Here is a 16,640-nt window from a genome sequence, read left to right as displayed (position 1 = left end):
TCATCGGGCGAGGCCGGTGTGGGCGCGGCCTTGTTCGTCCAGGTCGCCTATCTTGACGGCGATGGCCAGAGCTTCGGCGTAGTGCTGACGGGCCTCGGCGATCATCCCGGTGCTGCCGAGTGCGTCGCCGAGGCCGTTCAGGGCTGTGGCGCGGCCGTATTCGTGGCCGGTCAGCTCGCAGAGCTCCAGTGCGTCCCGGTAATGCGCTGCGGCCTGCGTGTACCTGCCGCCACTCCGGTGCACGTCGCCGATATTGATCAGCGAGTGTGCCTCGCCGCGCAGGTGCCCTGATTCGCGTGAGATGGCGAGTGCACGTTCGTGCTCCTGCATCGCGCGGTCGTGGGCGCCGGTGCGCATCGCGATCATGCCGAGTCTGGTTCGGGCCACCGCCTCGCCCACCCAGTCACCCAGCCGCAGGAAGCGGTTGAGCGCTTGTTCATGCAGGGTTGCGGCCGTGTCGAGGTTGCCCAAGCGTTCGTTGACGATGCCGAGGTTGGTCAGTGCCCGGGCTTCGCCGCTCGGGTGCTCTGCCGCGCGGGCATGCGCTAACGCTTGCGCATGGTGCTCGGCGGCTTGCTCGTACCGTCCGGTTTGCTCCTCGACGTTGCCAAGGCGGGTCAGGGCACGGGCCGCGCCTGCCTGGTCTGAGGCTTTGAGGTGGATGTCGAGGGCTCGTCGGTAGTGCGTGGCGGCGTCTTCGTAACGGCCTAGCTGCCAGTGGACCGAACCCAAGTTGGTCACGGCGTGCGCCTGGGCGGACAGATCGTTCAACCGCACGGCTGCTTGTTCGGCATACGAGTGAATGGTGAGTGCTTCGGCGTGCCTGCCTCCGTCCAGGTAACGGTAGAGCGCGGTCGCCAGGCGAACGATGTGCCCAGCCGCCATGTGGGTGCAGATCGCCGTCAGGTTGGGCAGTTCCGCGTCCAGCCAGGCCCGGCTTGCCTGATCAAGCGGAGCCGACATGGCTTCGGCTGTGTTCACGTAGTGGTCGAACAGTCGTTGGGTCGCTTGGTTGTCCTCGGCCAGGTCGGCGGCGAACGCACGCAGCAGATCGTGCATTCCCCACCGGCCGGGTGCTGTCGTGTGCACGAGGTGCGCCCGCCCGAGAACTTCGAGCAGCAGGGATGCCTTGGCGATCTCGGTACCGAACAGTGCGGCCGCCGCCGTGATGTCGATGTCCAGGCCCGGGTGCAGGCCAAGTAGCCGGAACGCACGGGCCGCCTCGAAACTCAGATGCCGGTACGACCACGAGAACACCTCACGGACCGCGGCCCGTTGATCGCCGCCGCCGTCGAGCAACATCAGCCGCCTGCCTCGGTCAGCCAACTCTTCGACCAATGTGGACAGACTCGTGGTCGCCCTGGACACGACGAGTTCCGCGGCGACCCGCAACGCCAGCGGCAACTGGGCGCATTGCGCGATAAGTGCCTCCGCCGCTTGAGGTTCGGCTTGCGTGCGTGTGCCGATCATCTTGGTCAGCAGGGTGAGTGCGTCCTGTTGGGACAGTACGTCCAGTTCGACGCGGTGGTGTGCGCTCAGGTCGGGCAATGTGTCACGGCTGGTGACCACCATCGTGCAGGAGGGCGGACAGGGCAGCAGCGGTGCGATCTGGTCAGCCGAGCCGACGTTGTCCAGCACCAAGAGCACGCGTTTGCCGGTGATTGCTTCGTGGAATTGCTGTGCCTCGAGCGTGTTCAGCAGCCGGGCGAGCGCGTCATCGGCTGACAACGGCTGCTCAGAGTCGAACCCGCGCAGGTCGATGTACAGCTGCCCGCCGGGAAAGCGTTTGCGGGCTTGGTGTCCGAATCGGACTGCCAACGCTGTTTTGCCGACGCCCGCACTACCCGAGATGACGCACAGCAGACCTGTGGGGCCATGGTCGGCCAGTGCTTTGTCCAGTCCGTACAGTTCCGCTGCCCGGCCGGTGAAGCCGCCGACGTCCGCCGGTAGTTGCGCCGGGGCAGGCTTGGCGTGCGTCACCAGTTCGGCGTACGCGCCCGCCAGTTCGGGACCCGGGTCGACACCGAGTTCCTCGGCGAGCTTTCGGCGCGCGGTGTGATACGTCCTGAACGCCTGCGCCCTGCGGCCGACGGCCTGGTACGCACGGATCAGGCGAGCGAGCGCGGCTTCGTCCAGCGGTTGGTCAGCGGCAGCGTCCTCAAGAAGCGTGACGACTTCATGTGCCGCTCCTGCCGTGATCCGGAGGTCACCGTAGCGGGCGAGGGCGGCCCGGCGTTGTTCGATCAGCGCGAGGACCTTCTTGTGACCGGCCAGAGCCGGGACGTCGGCGAGCGGCGTACCGTGCCACAGCCGCAGCGCTTCGGCGTCGTGACGCGAAGCAAGCAGTTGTTTGAACCGGAGGACATCGAGGTCCGGTACCCGCAAGGCGTATCCATCGCCGATGCGAGGCAGATAGGAGCTGTGGCCGTATGCTTGCCGGCCGGGTTCCAGCAGTCGTCGCAGGGTCCGGATGTACGTCTGGATGACGTTCGACGCACTGGGCGGCGGCTGATCACGCCACAAGGCCTCGACGATGTCCGCGCGGGACGTCGGTTGCCCGCTGTTGAGCGCGAGCAAGCCAAGCAGCGCACGGACACCCGCCGAACCGAGGTCGAGCAGAGTGCCGTCCCGCCAGACCCGCAGTGGTCCGAGTACCTGGATCCTGATCACAACAGCTGCGCCCGGACGTTCTCGGCCTGCGGGTCATCCAGCTTGGTGTAGAGCTCCAGCGCCTTCTCCCAATGGTCACGTGCTTGCGCGCCGTCACCGGCCAGCCGGTACGTGTGCGCCAACCCGTTGTGGGCGCGTGCTTCCTCGTCCTCGTCGCCCGTTTCGACGGCAAGCGACAGTGCGGCCGTGTACCGGGCGCGTGCGTCGATGCTGCGACGAATTGCGAACAGGGCTTCGCCAAGGCCGTTCAACGCAGTCACCAGACCTCGCTGTTCACCGACTTCGCCGAACAGCGCGATGGCGGCCAAGTGCCGGTCGATCGCCACCTGGGGCTGGCTTCGCCGCACATCCAGTTCTCCCAGATTGGTCAGCGCGTACGCCTCTCCTCGGCGTTCGCCCAACTGTTTGAACAGGTCCATGGCTTGGCTGAAGTGCTCGCCCGCCGCCGTGTACTGGTCCATCCTCTTGTCGACGTAACCGAGGTTAAGCAGGGCATACGCCTCGCCCGATGTGTAACCGATCGTCCGGCACAGTTCCAGCGCGGCGCTGAGATGCTCGGCGGCGGACGAGAACTTGCCTCGGCGCTCGTCGATGATCCCGAGACTCACGTGGGTCTGGACTTCGCCGAGTTGATCGCCGAGCTCGTGGTAGATGGCCAGCGCACGGCGTTGGTGGTCCTCGGCCTGTTCGTACCGGCTGAGCCGTTCGTCGACCACTCCCAGGTTGGTCAGCACACGCGCTTGCCCGCTCAGGTCGTTCTGCTGTCGATACAGCTCAAGTGCCTGGGTCAGATGATCGGCGGAATCGGAGTAGCGCGCTGCCCGCCACAGGACCGTGCCGAGATTGGTCAACGCGTGGGCACGATCAGTCGCGTTGTCTGCGGCTTTGAGCGCATGGCCATGGATGACGAGCGCTTCGGCATAGCGGCCGCCGTCGAGGTAACGGTGAAGCGTGGTGGCCAACTTGGTTGTGTACGAAGGCCAGCCGTACGCCGACAGCGCGATCAGTGTGGGCAACTCAGCGTCCAGCCATTCCCGTGCTGCCTCGGCGTCTGGCAGAGGCCGGATGTAGGGGCCAGGATCGTCGTGGTGCTTCGGGTGCAGCACATGCATCGCGGCCATGGACGCGGCGAGGTAGTAGTCGAAAACCCGGACCAGCGCCGCTTTTCGTTCGTCAGCCGAGTCTTCCTGCTCTGCCAACTGGACGGCGTAGGCCTTCAGCAGGTCGTGGGTCGATCCGTCAGGTTGCGTCAAATGGGCTCGGGCCAACTGGTCTAGCGTCCGGCGTGCGTCGTCAAGGCTGGCTTCGGCGAGCGCTGCGAGGACGTAGGGATCCACGCGGGCGCCGGGATGAATGCCGATCAGGCGGAACGCGCGGGCCGAGTCGACGGGCAAATGCTCGTAGGAGCGGGAGAACACGGCGCGCACGGCGGCTCGGTCGTCGCCGCCGGCGTCCAGTATTTCCAGCCTGCGCTGCTGATCCGCCAATTCCTGCACCAGTTCGTGCAACGGACCGCTACGGCTGATGGCCAGTTCGGCCGCGACCCGCAACGCGAGCGGCAACCGCGCGCATTGCTCGGCCAGGACGACGATCGACTCGGAGTCCGCACCGATCAGGTCGCGGAGAAGTTGCTGTGCCTCGGCTGCGGGCAACAGATCCAGGTCCAGCCGATGGGCGCCGTGCAACGCGACCAGGCCCGCCAGGCTGTCGCGGCTGGTCACGATGACCGCGGAGGACTCCGTGCCGGGCAGCAGCGGCCGGATCTGCTCGACCGAGTTGGCGTTGTCCAGCACGACAAGCATTCGGCGTCCGGCCAGCTCAGTGCGGAACCGCGAGGCACGGTCGGCCACGTCCAGCGAGACTTCCGCACCGGGCACACCAAGCGCGTTGAGGAACCGCCCGAGCGCATCGAGAGCCGTGACAGGACGGCCAGGGGAGTAACCCTGCAGGTCGACGTACAGCTGGCCGTCAGGGAAACGCTTGCGGATCCGGTGAGCGCTGTGGATGGCCAACGCCGTCTTGCCAACGCCGGCCGTCCCGGAGATCACGCAGATCGGCATGCCAGGGCCGGCCAGCCGCTCGTCCATTTCGGACAGCTCGGCGTCGCGGCCGGTGAAGCCGGGCACGTCCGCGGGCAACTGGTTGGGAACCGGGCGGCTGGCGGTGACCGGGATGTCCTCGTGCAGCACCTCTTCGTGTGCCGCAGTCAGCTCGGGACCAGGTACGACACCCAGTTCGTCGGCAAGGCGCCTGCGAATCGCATGGAATACCTCGAAAGCCTGCGCGCGCCTGCCAGCGGCTTGATACGCCCTGATCAACCGTGCCTGCACGGCTTCGTCAAGAGGCTGTTCGGTGGCGGCCTCTTCCAGCACCGACAACGCCTCGGCGGCACTGCCGAGCGAGATCATCATCTCCCCGTAGCGCGCGATCGCGGCCTGTCGTTCTTTCGACACCGCAAGAACTGCCGGGTGGTCGGCGAGCGTCGGGATGTCCGCGAGGGGTGGACCGTGCCACAAGTCCAGCGCCTGCTTGAGCACGTGCGCGTCGGAAGTCGTTGCCAGCTTGCGGAAACGGGTGAGGTCCGTGGTGATCCGCAAGGCGTAGCCGTCGCCTGCGCGTGGCAGAGCAGTGCTTCCTGCTCTCGGCGGACGATCGGGTTCCAGCAGCCGCCGCAGGTGCTTCACCCTGGTCTGCAGGATGTTCACGGCACTGGCAGGTGGGCGCTGTCCCCACACGGCGTCGATCAGGTCGGCACGGGACATGCCCTGGCCGCCGTTCAACGCGAGCAGCCCGAGCACCGCCCGCTGTCCGACCGGCCCGAGATCGACCTGGTCACCGTTGTCCCGCCACGCCCGGACCGGCCCCAGCACCTGGATCCGCAACGTGTCCCACCTCCACCGCGTCCAGTCGTCGTTCAGATCTCATCCAGTCGCGATGACCAATCTGTGGTGGCGACGTTATGAGGGCGCCGCTGGTGTGGCAAGGGGGACGAGAAATGCCATGCCGCCATTTGGAGGAGGAGAATTTAGTGAAACTTTCGTTCGTCCTGATCGCCGCTGTGGCTGTGGCGACGCTTGCGACACCGACCGCCACCGCCGAGATGACGCCGAGCACGTGCCTCGACCCGGTGACCGGAGTGCCGTTCTCGGTTCGCTGGACGGGCACGGAGGGTGACGACGTCTATTGGACCGGGCCAGCGGACGTGGTGGACGCAAGAGAGGGTGACGACTTCATTTTCTCCGAAGCGAGCCCGAACCGGGTGGTCGCCTGCCTCGGTGCGGGCGCGGACGTGTTCGCGCACAGTAACCCTGTCGAGTACTCGCCAGGCCGGGCCGGGGTGCTCGGCGGACAGGGCAATGACCACATCACCGGCGGAATGGGGAACGACGTGCTGCACGGCGACGACGGCAACGACACACTTGTCGGCGGCCCCGGTCATGACACAGTGGACGGTGGTCCAGGCATCGACCGGTGCGTCGCGGAAATCGTCTACAACTGCGAACTGCCCTGATCGTTCAGCCCATGTCCAGTCGCCCCGAATAGCTTCAAGCGGCCCGATGGAGCACGATGAGGGGAAAGACATGGGTTTGCGAATCGGAAAGCGCGCAGCGGCGGCGGCCGTCGCGGTCGCCGCCGCGGCCGCTGTGGCGGTCGGACTGCCCGCGAGCAGCACCGCGGCGTCGGTGCCCAGCTTGCAGGCGTTCGGAATTCTGTCCCAAGGCACAGTGATGTGCGCGTTCAAGACGAACAATCCGGGACAACTGGACTGGGTGCGGCAGATCGCCGGTCTGACCGGGAACGACACAGCGGTGGTCGGCGTGGACTACCGCCCGCAGGACGGAAAGCTGTACGCGGTCGGCAACTACAACGGCATCTACACGGTCACCCTGCCGACCAGCTCAGGCGACCCCAACCCGCCGACGCTGAAGAGGGTGTCGCAGCTGCAGTACGCGTTGCAAGGCAACGCGTTCGGCGTCGACTTCAACCCGGTCGCCGACCGTCTGCGGATCGTCAGTGACACAGGGCAGAACCTCCGCCACGACGTGATCGGCGGCGTTACGAACCAGGACATGCCGCTGTCGCTGACCGGGGTGTCGGCGGTGGCGTACACGAACAACGACCTGAACGGCGACACCCAGACCCTGCTGTTCGACATCGACACGAAGAACGACCAGGAAGTCCTGCAGCTGCCGCCCAACGACGGAGCGCTGACCCCGATCGGGAAACTCGGGGTTCCGTTCAACCTGGACACCGGCTACGACATCTACAGTGACCTCAACGGCGGCAAGACGATGACGAACACGGCGTTCCTGGTCGGCCAGATGACCGGCAACACCTTCGGGTCGCTCTACACCGTGGAGATCCTGACCGGAGCCGCGACCAAGGTCGGCGACTTCCCGTTGCCCGGCCTGCCGGTCACCGACATCGCGGTAGCACTCGACACCAACTGAGACAGATCACCACCGGCCGAGCCTGTCCCTGGCGAACCCAGTCGTCCCCGCCAGGGACAGGTTCACCCATGTACGACACCGTGTCCACCTTCGCAGCACCGCGTGTCCACCATTCCCGCACCATGAAATTCCCCGGCATGCACGTAGGCCGGGATTTCGTGGTGCCGGAACGTGAGACTCACCGTGCTGCAAAGGTGGACACGGTGTCCACTGTCGAGATGCGACAAGAACCGGGAACAGGCCGCGGCCTCCTCGGCTAGGACGTACTCCCAGCACGGTGCTCAGGCCGTTCGCCAACGCGTCTGACCGGCGGCGGGCTTCCCAGATGGTTTCGTGACCGTTACAGTCGTCTGGGAGCGCTCCCAGTTGCCAACGAAGGCCGGAGGAGGACGACCCATGAGACGCAGACGCGCCCTGCCCGCCTTAGTTGCGGTAGGGCTGATGGCGGCGACTATGACGGTCGCCGCGCAGCCCGCCGCGGCGGCCGTGTCCTGCACAGTCGAATACAGCGTCACGAATGAATGGAACACCGGCTTCGGTGCGGCCGTGACCATCAAGAACGTCGGCACCGACCAGATCGACGGCTGGGACCTGACCTGGACGTTCCCGGACAACCAACGCATCACCCAGCTGTGGCAGGCGACCCCGAACCTCAATGGCCCTGCCGTGTCGGTCCGCAACGCCCCGTACAACCGGGCTGTCGCGGCAGGCGGGCAAGTGCAGTTCGGGTTCAACGGCAGCAAATCCGCGGCCAACCGCGCGCCAACGGACTTCGCGGTCAACGGAACAGCCTGCGTGGGCCCCAACCGGGCACCCGCGGTCCAGTTGACCAGTCCGGCGGACAACTCGAGCCACCCGGCACAAGCGGCGATTCCGTTGGCGGCGACGGCAACCGACGCCGACGGGACCATCAGCAGAGTCGAGTTCTACGCGGGAACAACCCTGCTCGAAACTGACACGAGCAGTCCATATCAGCACAGCTGGACGGGCGCGGCGCCGGGCCAGCACTCGGTCACGGCCAGGGCATACGACGACAAAGGCGCGTCCACGATCTCCAGCCCCGTGGCGGTCAGAGTCCTCAGTGCCCCAACGATCCTGGCCACTCCGAGCACGGTGAACCTCCGCCAGGGCACGTCGACCACAGTGGACGTGACACTGGCAACACAGCCGACAGGCCCAGTCACAGCGACCATAACCAGAACGGGCAGCGCGGATCTCACCGCAAGCCCGACAGAACTCACCTTCTCGACCACCGACTGGAACACGCCGAAGCCGGTCACGATCACCTCGGCCGCGAACGGTGGAGCCCTGGCCAGTGCGACTTTCACGGCCAGCGCCACGGGCTACACGGCGGCGACGTTCACGGCAACTGAGCTGGACGCGTCGACACCGGAGTTCAAGACGGCGTTCCTGACTCAGTACAACAAGATCAAGGACCCGAACAGCGGCTACTTCCGCAAGTTCGGCGATCTTCTCGTGCCGTACCACTCCATTGAGACGCTTCTGGTCGAGGCCCCGGATCACGGCCACCAGACGACCTCGGAGGCCTTCAGCTACTACCTCTGGCTGGAAGCGGCCTACGGTCAGATCCAGGGCGACTGGGCGCCGTTCAACGCGGCATGGGCGTCCCTCGAGAAGTACATCATCCCGTCGACTGCCGACCAGCCGACGAACAACAAGTACAACCCGGCCGATCCAGCGACCTACGCACCGGAACACCCCAGAATGGACCGGTATCCGGCGGTACTGGACGGCAACATCCCCGTCGGCCAAGACCCGATCGCAGCCGAACTCAAAGCCGCGTACGGCAGCGACGACATCTACGGCATGCACTGGCTGCTGGATGTCGACAACACCTACAAGTTCGGCCGTTGCGGCGACGGGACGACCGCGCCCGCGTACATCAACACCTACCAGCGCGGTTCGTCCGAGTCGGTGTTCGAGACGATCCCACAGCCTTCGTGTGACACGTTCAAACACGGCGGCCCCAACGGATATCTCGATCTGTTCACAAAGGACGCCTCGTACGCCAGGCAATGGAAGTACACCAACGCTCCCGACGCGGACGCGCGAGCCGTCCAGGTGGCATTCCTTGCACAGCGGTGGGCTGCTGCGCAAGGCAAGGGCGGCGATGTGAGCGCGGTCGTGAAGAAGGCGTCGAAGATGGGCGACTACCTGCGGTACGCCATGTTCGACAAGTACTTCAAGCGGATCGGCAACTGCACCAGCCCGTCGAGTTGCCCCGGCGCGACGGGCAAGGACAGTGCGCACTACCTGATGTCCTGGTACTACGCCTGGGGCGGTGCGACCGACACCTCAGCAGGCTGGGCATGGCGCATCGGTGACGGCGCCAACCACCAGGGCTACCAGAACCCGTTGGCGGCATACGCTTTGGCGAACGACCCGGCGTTGAAGCCGACCTCGGCGACTGGCGCCGCGGACTGGGCCAAGAGCCTCGACCGGCAGCTGGAGTTCCTGCAGTGGCTGCAGTCCAGCGAAGGTGGTATCGCAGGCGGTGCGACCAACAGCTGGGAGGGCCAGTACGGCACCCCGCCCGCGGGTTCGCCGACGTTCTACGGGATGTTCTACGACTGGCAGCCGGTCTGGCACGACCCGCCAAGCAACCGCTGGTTCGGCTTCCAGGTCTGGGGTCTCGAGCGAGTCGCGTCGTACTACCAGATCACCGGCGACGCGAGGGCCAAGAAGATCCTGGACAAGTGGGTCCCGTGGGCGATCGCGAACACCACGACCGGCGCGAACTTCCAGATTCCGAACGACATGCAGTGGACGGGCGCACCGGATACGTGGAACCCGAGCAGTCCTGGCGGCAACGCGGGCTTGCACGTGCGCGTGCTCAACCACAGCAAGGATGTCGGTGTCGCGGCCTCGTACGCCAAGGTCCTGCTCAACTACGCGGCCAGGTCAGGCGACGCAGCCGCGAAGACCACCGGCGAAGCCCTGCTGAACTCCCTGCTCCAGCACGCCGACGCGGTGGGCATCGCCACGCCGGAGACCCGTGCGGACTACAACCGGTTCGACGACAAGTACAACTCGTCCACCGGTGAAGGCGTGTACGTCCCGCCGGGCTGGACCGGCAAGATGCCGAACGGCGACACGATCGACCAGAACAGCACGTTCCTGTCGATCCGGTCCTTCTACCGCTCCGACCAACAGTGGGCCAAGGTGCAGTCCTACCTGGACGGTGGAGCCGTGCCGACGTTCACGTACCACAGGTTCTGGGCACAAGCCGAGATAGCGACGGCGTTCTCGTTGCACTTCCAACTCTTCGGCTAGAAGAACACAAAAAAGCTGGGCGGGCCCGCGGCCCGCCCAGCTTTTTTGTGTCTGGCTACGGCAGGGTGTTGCTGGAGATGACCTGGGCGTACCAGTGGGCGCTTGTCTTCGCGGTGCGGACCTGGGTGTCGAAGTCGACGTGGACCATGCCGAAGCGCTTGGCGTAGCCCTCGGCCCACTCGAAGTTGTCCACGAGCGACCACAGGAAATACCCGCGCAGGTCCACACCCTGGCGGATGGCGTCAAGCGCGGCCCGCAGATGGGCATCCAGGAACGACACCCGGTTGGTGTCGTCGATACCGGGGAAGGCCGCGCCGTTCTCCGTGATGTACAACGGAAGTCCCGGGTAGTCGTTGTGCAGCCGAACCAGCAGGTCGGTCAACCCGCCAGGGACGATGTCCCAGCCGCTGTCGGTCTGTGGCAACCCGCGGTCGGGGAACTCGACGTGTTCCGAGCCGACCCACGGCGACGGCAGCTGAGCCTCGGTACCCGACCGCACGTACAGATCGCGGTAGTAGTTGATGCCCAACATGTCCAGCGGCTGACGGATCAAGCCGAGGTCGCCCGGTTTGATCGTCTCCGACAGGCCGTAAGGCGCGAGGTCCGTCAGCAGGTCCTCGGGATACGACCCGTGGACGACCGGGTCGAGGAAGATCCGGTTCTGCAGGCCGTCGATCCGCCTGACTGCGTCGTCCGCGGGGTCGTCGGCGTGCACGGGGAACAGGTTGAGCGTGATCCCGGCTTGTGCCTTGGGGGAGAACGACCGGATCGCGTGCATCGCGATCCCGTGGCCCAGCAACAGGTGGTGGGCAGCGGCGATCGCCGCGTTCGGTTCGGTGCGGCCAGGCGCGTGGATGCCGGAGGCGTAACCGAGGAAAGCCGAGCACCACGGTTCGTTGAGCGTGATCCAGCTCGGAACCCGATCGCCCAGCAGCCTCGCGACCGTCTCGGCGTACTCGCCGAAGTGATAGGCCGTGTCACGGTTCGCCCAGCCGCCTGTCTCCTCCAATGACTGGGGGAGATCCCAGTGGTACAGCGTCGCCCACGGCTGGATGTCGTAGGCAAGCAGCGTGTCCACGAGCCGGTCGTAGAAGCTCAGGTCACCCATCCTCGGCCACGCGATGGAGAACCGGTACGCCTGCAGGCCGAGGTCGGCCATCATGCGGACGTCCTGTTCCATCAGCCGATAGTGGTCAGCTGCCACGTCACCGGTGTCGCCGTTGTGCACAGCCCCGGGCACATGGCAGAAGGTGTCCCAAATGGACGGCACCCGGCCGTCGGAGGTGGTGGCTCCCTCGATCTGGAACGCCGCGGTCGCGGCACCCCATACGAATCCGTCAGGAAACGTCACGGTTCATCCCTTCACGGCACCCTGCATGATCCCGGCGACGATCTGCCTGCCGAGCGCGACGAAAACGATCAGGATCGGGATGGTCGCCAGCGTCGTGCCGGCGAGCACCAACGAATAGTCAATGTAGTAACCGCTTTGCAGCTTCTCCAGCGCCACCTGGACCGTCGGGTTGCCTGCGTCCAGCACGACCAGCGGCCACAGGAAGTCGTTCCACGCCGTCATGAACGTGAACATGCCGAGGAACGCCGCGGCCGGCCGGACCGCGGGCAGGCAGACGTGCCAGTACACCCGGATCATGCTGCAGCCGTCCATCCGTGCCGCCTCGACGAGTTCGAACGGCACAGCGTCCACTGTGTACTGCCGCATCCAGAACACGCCGAGCGCGGTGACCAGGTTGGGCACCATCACCGCCCACAACCCGCCGACCCAGCCGAAGTCGGCCATGGACATGTACAGCGGGATGATGCCGAGCTGAGTCGGCACGGCCAGGGTCGCGACGATGAACAGGAACAGTGGATCGCGCCCGCGGAACCGGAGTTTGGCGAAGGCGAACCCGGCCAGCGTCGAGAAGAACACCGTGGACAGCGTCACCGACCCTGCCACGATCACGCTGTTGACCAGCGCTTTCCAGAACTCCACCGAGTCGAATACGCGCTGCGCGTTGGCCCAGAAGTTGCCGCCGGGTATCAGCGGCGGCAGCCGGTCGGTGAGCATCCCGCTGTCGCGGCTGGCGACCAGGTACGACCAGTAGAACGGAAACGCCGAGCCCAGTACGAAGGCGGCCAGCAGCCCGTATATCCAGAACCCCGCTCGTTTCATCGTGCCAACCGCCTGGTCAGCAGGAAGTTCAGCGAGGCGATCACCAGGATCACCAGGAACAGCACCCACGCCATCGCCGACGCGTAACCGAAGTGCTGGCTTTCGAAGGCGGTTTGGTACATGTACAGCGTCACCGTCTGGAACTGGTTCGTCGAACCGCCGTTGTTCGAGCCGGGCATGGCGTCGAACAGCTTGGGTTCGGTGAAGATCTGCAGGCCACCGATGGTCGACGTGACCACGACGAAGATCAGCGTCGGCCGCAGCAGCGGCAGTGTGATCGAGAAGAACCGCCGGACCGGCGACGCGCCGTCCACCACGGCCGCCTCGTAGATCTCTCGCGGAATGGCCTTCATCGCGGCCAGGATGATCAGCGCGTTGTACCCGGTCCACCGCCAGTTGACCATGATCGCGATGGCGATGTGGCTGGCGAATCTGTTGGCCTGCCAGTCGATCCGGTCGAGGCCGAACAGCTCGAACAGGGAGTTGACCAAGCCGTAGTTCGGGCCGAACAGGTTCGCGAAGATGATCCCGATCGCGACCAGCGAAGCCGCGTACGGCAGCAGAACGCCCACGCGCCAGGCGGTCGGCATCCGCAGCCGCGAGTTCAGCAACGCCGCCAGCAGAACCGCGATCACGATCTGCGGCCCGCTGGACAGCAGGAAGATGCTGACGGTGTTGACGAGCGTCCGGTAGAACTGGTCGTCGCCGAACAGCTCGACGTAGTTGTCCATCCCGATGAACGACGGGTCGTCGTCACCGAGCTCCCAGTTGAACATCGAGACGTAACCCGTGTACAGCAACGGGAAGAGCCCGACAACGCCGAACACCACGAAGAACGGCGCGATGTAGAGATAGGGCGATGCTTTGACGTCCAACCGCGCAAGCCGGTCCCGCCACGGCGAAGGACGCCGTGGCGGGACGACCGCGATGTCTGCTGTGGACGGTGCTGAGGATCGCGCCGTCGTCTGTGACATCGCTACCTGACCAGCTTCTTCGCGCCGTCGACCGCCTGCTTCCAGCCGTCCTCCGGCGAAGCACCCTGTTCGACCGCCGCCAGCGCCGGGCTGGTCACGTTCTCCTGGATCTGCCCGTCCCGCGGGCCCTTGTACTGCGCCTTGGTGACCTTCTTCGCCTGGTTGGCGAACAGCTCACCGACCTTCGTGGCACCGAAGTACTCGTTGGTGAACGACAGCAGCTCGCTCGACTCCATCGCCTTGACCTGGCTCGGGAAGTTGCCGGTCGTCTTGAACGCCTTGAGCTGCTGCTCCGGCGCGGTCAGCCACGCCGCGAGCTCAGCGGCTTCCTTCGGGTGCTTGCTCTGCTTGGGCACGGTCAGATACGAGCCGCCCCAGTTGCCCCCGCCCTCCGGGAATGCCTCCACGACCGCCCACTTGCCCGCGTTCTCCGGGCCTGCCTGCTGCTTGATCACGCCGAGCATCCAGGACGGGCAGGTCTTCGTGGCGAACGCCCCCTGCTTGAACCCGCTGTTCCACTCGTTGGAGAACGCGGTCAGCTTCGCGGTCTGGCCACGCTTGGCCGCCGCGGTCACCTTGTCCCAGCTCTCCTTGATCTTGGGGTTGGACTCGATCGCCAGGCTGTCGTCCCGGTTGATGTAGCCGGTGTCCAGCTGGTTGACCATCGCGTTGAAGATCTGCGATGACGAGTCGAACCACGCCTTGCCGGTGGCCTTGGTGTACTGGTCGCCCGCTGCGAAGTACGAGTCCCACGTGGCCAGCATTTCCTTGAGCTTCGCCGGCTCGGTCGGCATGTTGGCCGCCTGCAGCAGGTCGGTGCGCACGCACATGGCGAGTGGGCCGATGTCGGTGCCGTAACCGATCAGCTTGCCGTCCTTGGCCTTGCCCGCGTCGTACTTCCACGGCAGCCAACGGGACTGCAGGTCCTTCGGACCGATCTCGCTCAGGTCGTTGAACTTGTCGGCCTTGTCGATGAACGTCGAGATATGGCCCTCTTCCAGGGCCTGGACGTCAGCGAGACCGGAGCCCGCGCTCAGCTTGGTGAGCATGTCCTGGTGGTAGGGACCACCCTGGCCGGTCTTCCGGTGGGTGATCTTCATGCCCGGGTGCGCGGCCTCGTATTCCTTGATCAGGTCTTCGTAGCCGAACTCGGTGAACGTGGCGATCGTCAGCTCGATCGGGCCGCTCGCACTCGGCTGGCCTTGGCCGGACGGTGTTTCACTGGACCCGCCACACGCGGTCGCGCCGGCTAACAGTGCTAAGGCCGCGGCGCTGGTGAGAATTCTTCGCACTTCGTGCCCCTCATTGGACGGCAGTTCTGGGAGCGCTCCCAGACGTGTGGCGAGTGTGGCTCTTGCCACGCTTGATGTCAAGGCCGAGGCACCCGAGAGCGCTCCCATGGCGATCCGGGGCGGGTTGGCCATAGGCTGGTCGTCACGCGGGACCAGGGAGGCATGGAGTGGCGGTACCGGACCAGGGTGGGCGACCGACGTTGGAGGACGTCGCCGCGTACGCGGGCGTGTCCCGTTCGACGGCATCGCGCGCGTTGAACGAGGAGACCTACGTCAGTCCGCAAGCCCGGGAGAAAGTCCTCGCGGCCGCTCGTGACCTGGGGTACTCGCCGAACCAGGCGGCTCGGTCGCTGGTCACCAAGCGCACCGGCGCGGTCGCGCTGCTGTTGTCCGAGCCCGAGTCGATGGTGCTGGACGACCCGTACTACCTGATCGTGATGCGCGCGGCGTTCCGGGACCTGGCCAACCGGGGCAGCCAGATGCTCGTGATGTTCGTGGACAATCGGGACGACATCCCCCGAACCATGAAGTTCCTTGACGGTGGTCACGTCGACGGTGTACTGGTCTTCGCACCGCACATCGGCGACCCGCTGGCCACGGCCTTGCGTCTGCTGCGGGTTCCGGTGGTGTTCGGTGGTTCCTCGGTGACCAACGGCAAAGGCCTGTACACAGTGGACTACGACAACAAGTCCGGTGCGTGCCTGGCTGTCGAGCATCTGCTCTCCCAAGGGCGTCGTCGGATTGTCACCGTGTCCGGGCCGCAGGACCAGCGCTCAGCACGGGACCGTCTCGCGGGATGGCAGGAAACCCTTACCGCGGCCGGGATCGATCCGACCGGTATGTCCGAACCGGCCGATTTCACCCAGCATGGCGGGGACGTCGCCATGCAACGACTGCTCGACCGCGTGCCCGACCTGGACGCGGTGTTCGCCGCCAGCGACCCGATGGCGGCAGGGGCGATCAGGGCTTTGCGGTCGGCGGGAAGGCGCGTCCCGGACGATGTCGCGGTCGTCGGCTTCGACGACAACCCGCGCCTGGCGCCGACGCTGGATCCGCCGTTGACGTCCGTGCACCAGGACCCGGCCGAGCAGGTTGGCGAGATGATCCGGATGCTGCTGCAACTGCAGACCGGACAAGAGCCCGCCGTGCCGCGGCTGGTGCTTCCCGTGTCGTTGACGACGCGGCAGTCGGCCTAGTGGTCACGGCCGGAAGTTCCGCCGGTACCCCCGACGAACCTCCGGCCGCAACTACTAGTGGCCGTGGCCGCGGTGCTCGGGATTGGCGAACACGCAGCCCTCGACGTCCGCTGGGATCTGGTGGACCTTGGGGTCGTTGTAGTTGCACCGCAGGTAGAACAGCCCCAGCTTGGCCGTGCCCAGATAGCCCTGCGTCACCGCGTATCCGTTTCCGAAGCTGAACTGCGGACTGTCGCTGACGCGGCCGGCGGTCATCGCGTCCCGCCATGACGCCTGAAATTCCTTGAAGTCCTTGAACAGGACCAGGCCCACTCGGGGAAAGTCCGCTGATACCGAGCAAGTCGCCCATTCGGTGACGTACGGCTGGTACATGTCCGCGAACAGCGTGCCCACGAACTGCCTGAACTCCTGCGGAGTCCCGGTCTGGACATTCCGGCAGCCGCCTGCGCGCTCCTTGACCAAGGACGCGAGGTCGTCGATGGACGTAATGGGCTGACCGAGCCCTTGGTCGGGTGGTGGTTGTTGCGGTGAGCATGCCGTCAATGCCAGCAGCAACAGTCCGACCAGGGCTCGGCCAGGCATAGGTGGTTCCT

The 16,640-nt window shown here is 65.8% G+C and carries 11 protein-coding genes; 4 read left to right on the top strand and 7 right to left on the bottom strand.

The annotated features are described in order from the left end of the window. Both B9C43_RS35915 and B9C43_RS35910 read right to left on the bottom strand, forming a co-directional pair. On the bottom strand, positions 1–2,670 hold the full coding sequence (locus B9C43_RS35915) for an AfsR/SARP family transcriptional regulator (RefSeq protein ID WP_084431139.1): 2,670 nt from the start codon (positions 2,668–2,670) through the stop codon (positions 1–3). Next, positions 2,667–5,552, bottom strand: a complete 2,886-nt coding sequence (locus B9C43_RS35910) for an AfsR/SARP family transcriptional regulator (protein ID WP_084431138.1) — start codon at positions 5,550–5,552, stop codon at positions 2,667–2,669. The genes B9C43_RS35915 and B9C43_RS35910 overlap by 4 nt, the downstream gene beginning before the upstream one ends. Positions 5,553–5,698: 146 nt before the next feature. Between B9C43_RS35910 and B9C43_RS35905 the strand changes: the two genes are divergently transcribed. The 3 genes from B9C43_RS35905 to B9C43_RS35890 all read left to right on the top strand — a co-directional run bounded on the left by B9C43_RS35905 (position 5,699) and on the right by B9C43_RS35890 (position 10,415). Further along, positions 5,699–6,181 carry a calcium-binding protein gene (locus B9C43_RS35905; protein ID WP_051896793.1) on the top strand — a complete coding sequence of 161 codons (483 nt, stop codon included), beginning with the start codon at positions 5,699–5,701 and terminating at the stop codon, positions 6,179–6,181. Positions 6,182–6,251: 70 nt separating this feature from the next. Continuing rightward, a complete protein-coding gene (locus B9C43_RS35900) occupies positions 6,252–7,121 on the top strand; it encodes a DUF4394 domain-containing protein (protein WP_084431136.1) in 870 nt (289 codons plus the stop codon). Between the two features lie 396 nt (positions 7,122–7,517). Then, positions 7,518–10,415 carry a glycoside hydrolase family 48 protein gene (locus tag B9C43_RS35890; protein ID WP_084431134.1) on the top strand — a complete coding sequence of 966 codons (2,898 nt, stop codon included), beginning with the start codon at positions 7,518–7,520 and terminating at the stop codon, positions 10,413–10,415. A 55-nt stretch (positions 10,416–10,470) separates the two neighbouring features. Here B9C43_RS35890 and B9C43_RS35885 read toward each other — a convergent pair whose 3' ends face one another. The 4 genes from B9C43_RS35885 to B9C43_RS35870 are packed head-to-tail and all read right to left on the bottom strand — an operon-like array spanning position 10,471 to position 14,851. After that, positions 10,471–11,766 (bottom strand): GH1 family beta-glucosidase, encoded by a 1,296-nt coding sequence (locus B9C43_RS35885; RefSeq protein WP_033388586.1) that lies wholly within the window; start codon positions 11,764–11,766, stop codon positions 10,471–10,473. Between the two features lie 3 nt (positions 11,767–11,769). Continuing rightward, positions 11,770–12,585: a carbohydrate ABC transporter permease gene (locus B9C43_RS35880; protein ID WP_084431133.1), complete on the bottom strand. Its 816-nt coding sequence runs from the start codon at positions 12,583–12,585 to the stop codon at positions 11,770–11,772. After that, complete coding sequence (locus tag B9C43_RS35875) at positions 12,582–13,559, bottom strand: carbohydrate ABC transporter permease (protein ID WP_084431132.1); 978 nt, start codon at positions 13,557–13,559, stop codon at positions 12,582–12,584. Before B9C43_RS35875 ends, B9C43_RS35880 begins: the two co-directional genes overlap by 4 nt. Positions 13,560–13,561: 2 nt before the next feature. Next, on the bottom strand, positions 13,562–14,851 hold the full coding sequence (locus B9C43_RS35870; RefSeq protein WP_033388585.1) for an ABC transporter substrate-binding protein: 1,290 nt from the start codon (positions 14,849–14,851) through the stop codon (positions 13,562–13,564). A 167-nt stretch (positions 14,852–15,018) separates the two neighbouring features. Between B9C43_RS35870 and B9C43_RS35865 the strand changes: the two genes are divergently transcribed. Continuing rightward, positions 15,019–16,047 carry a LacI family DNA-binding transcriptional regulator gene (locus B9C43_RS35865; RefSeq protein WP_084431131.1) on the top strand — a complete coding sequence of 343 codons (1,029 nt, stop codon included), beginning with the start codon at positions 15,019–15,021 and terminating at the stop codon, positions 16,045–16,047. 54 nt (positions 16,048–16,101) lie between these two features. Here B9C43_RS35865 and B9C43_RS35860 read toward each other — a convergent pair whose 3' ends face one another. Further along, positions 16,102–16,629: a hypothetical protein gene (locus B9C43_RS35860; RefSeq protein WP_033388574.1), complete on the bottom strand. Its 528-nt coding sequence runs from the start codon at positions 16,627–16,629 to the stop codon at positions 16,102–16,104. Between the last annotated feature and the right edge of the window lie 11 nt (positions 16,630–16,640).

This window comes from Kibdelosporangium aridum, assembly GCF_900176515.1.
In the GTDB taxonomy this organism is placed as follows: Bacteria; Actinomycetota; Actinomycetes; order Mycobacteriales; family Pseudonocardiaceae; genus Kibdelosporangium; species Kibdelosporangium aridum.
This window is presented reverse-complemented; position numbering and strand designations above follow the sequence as displayed.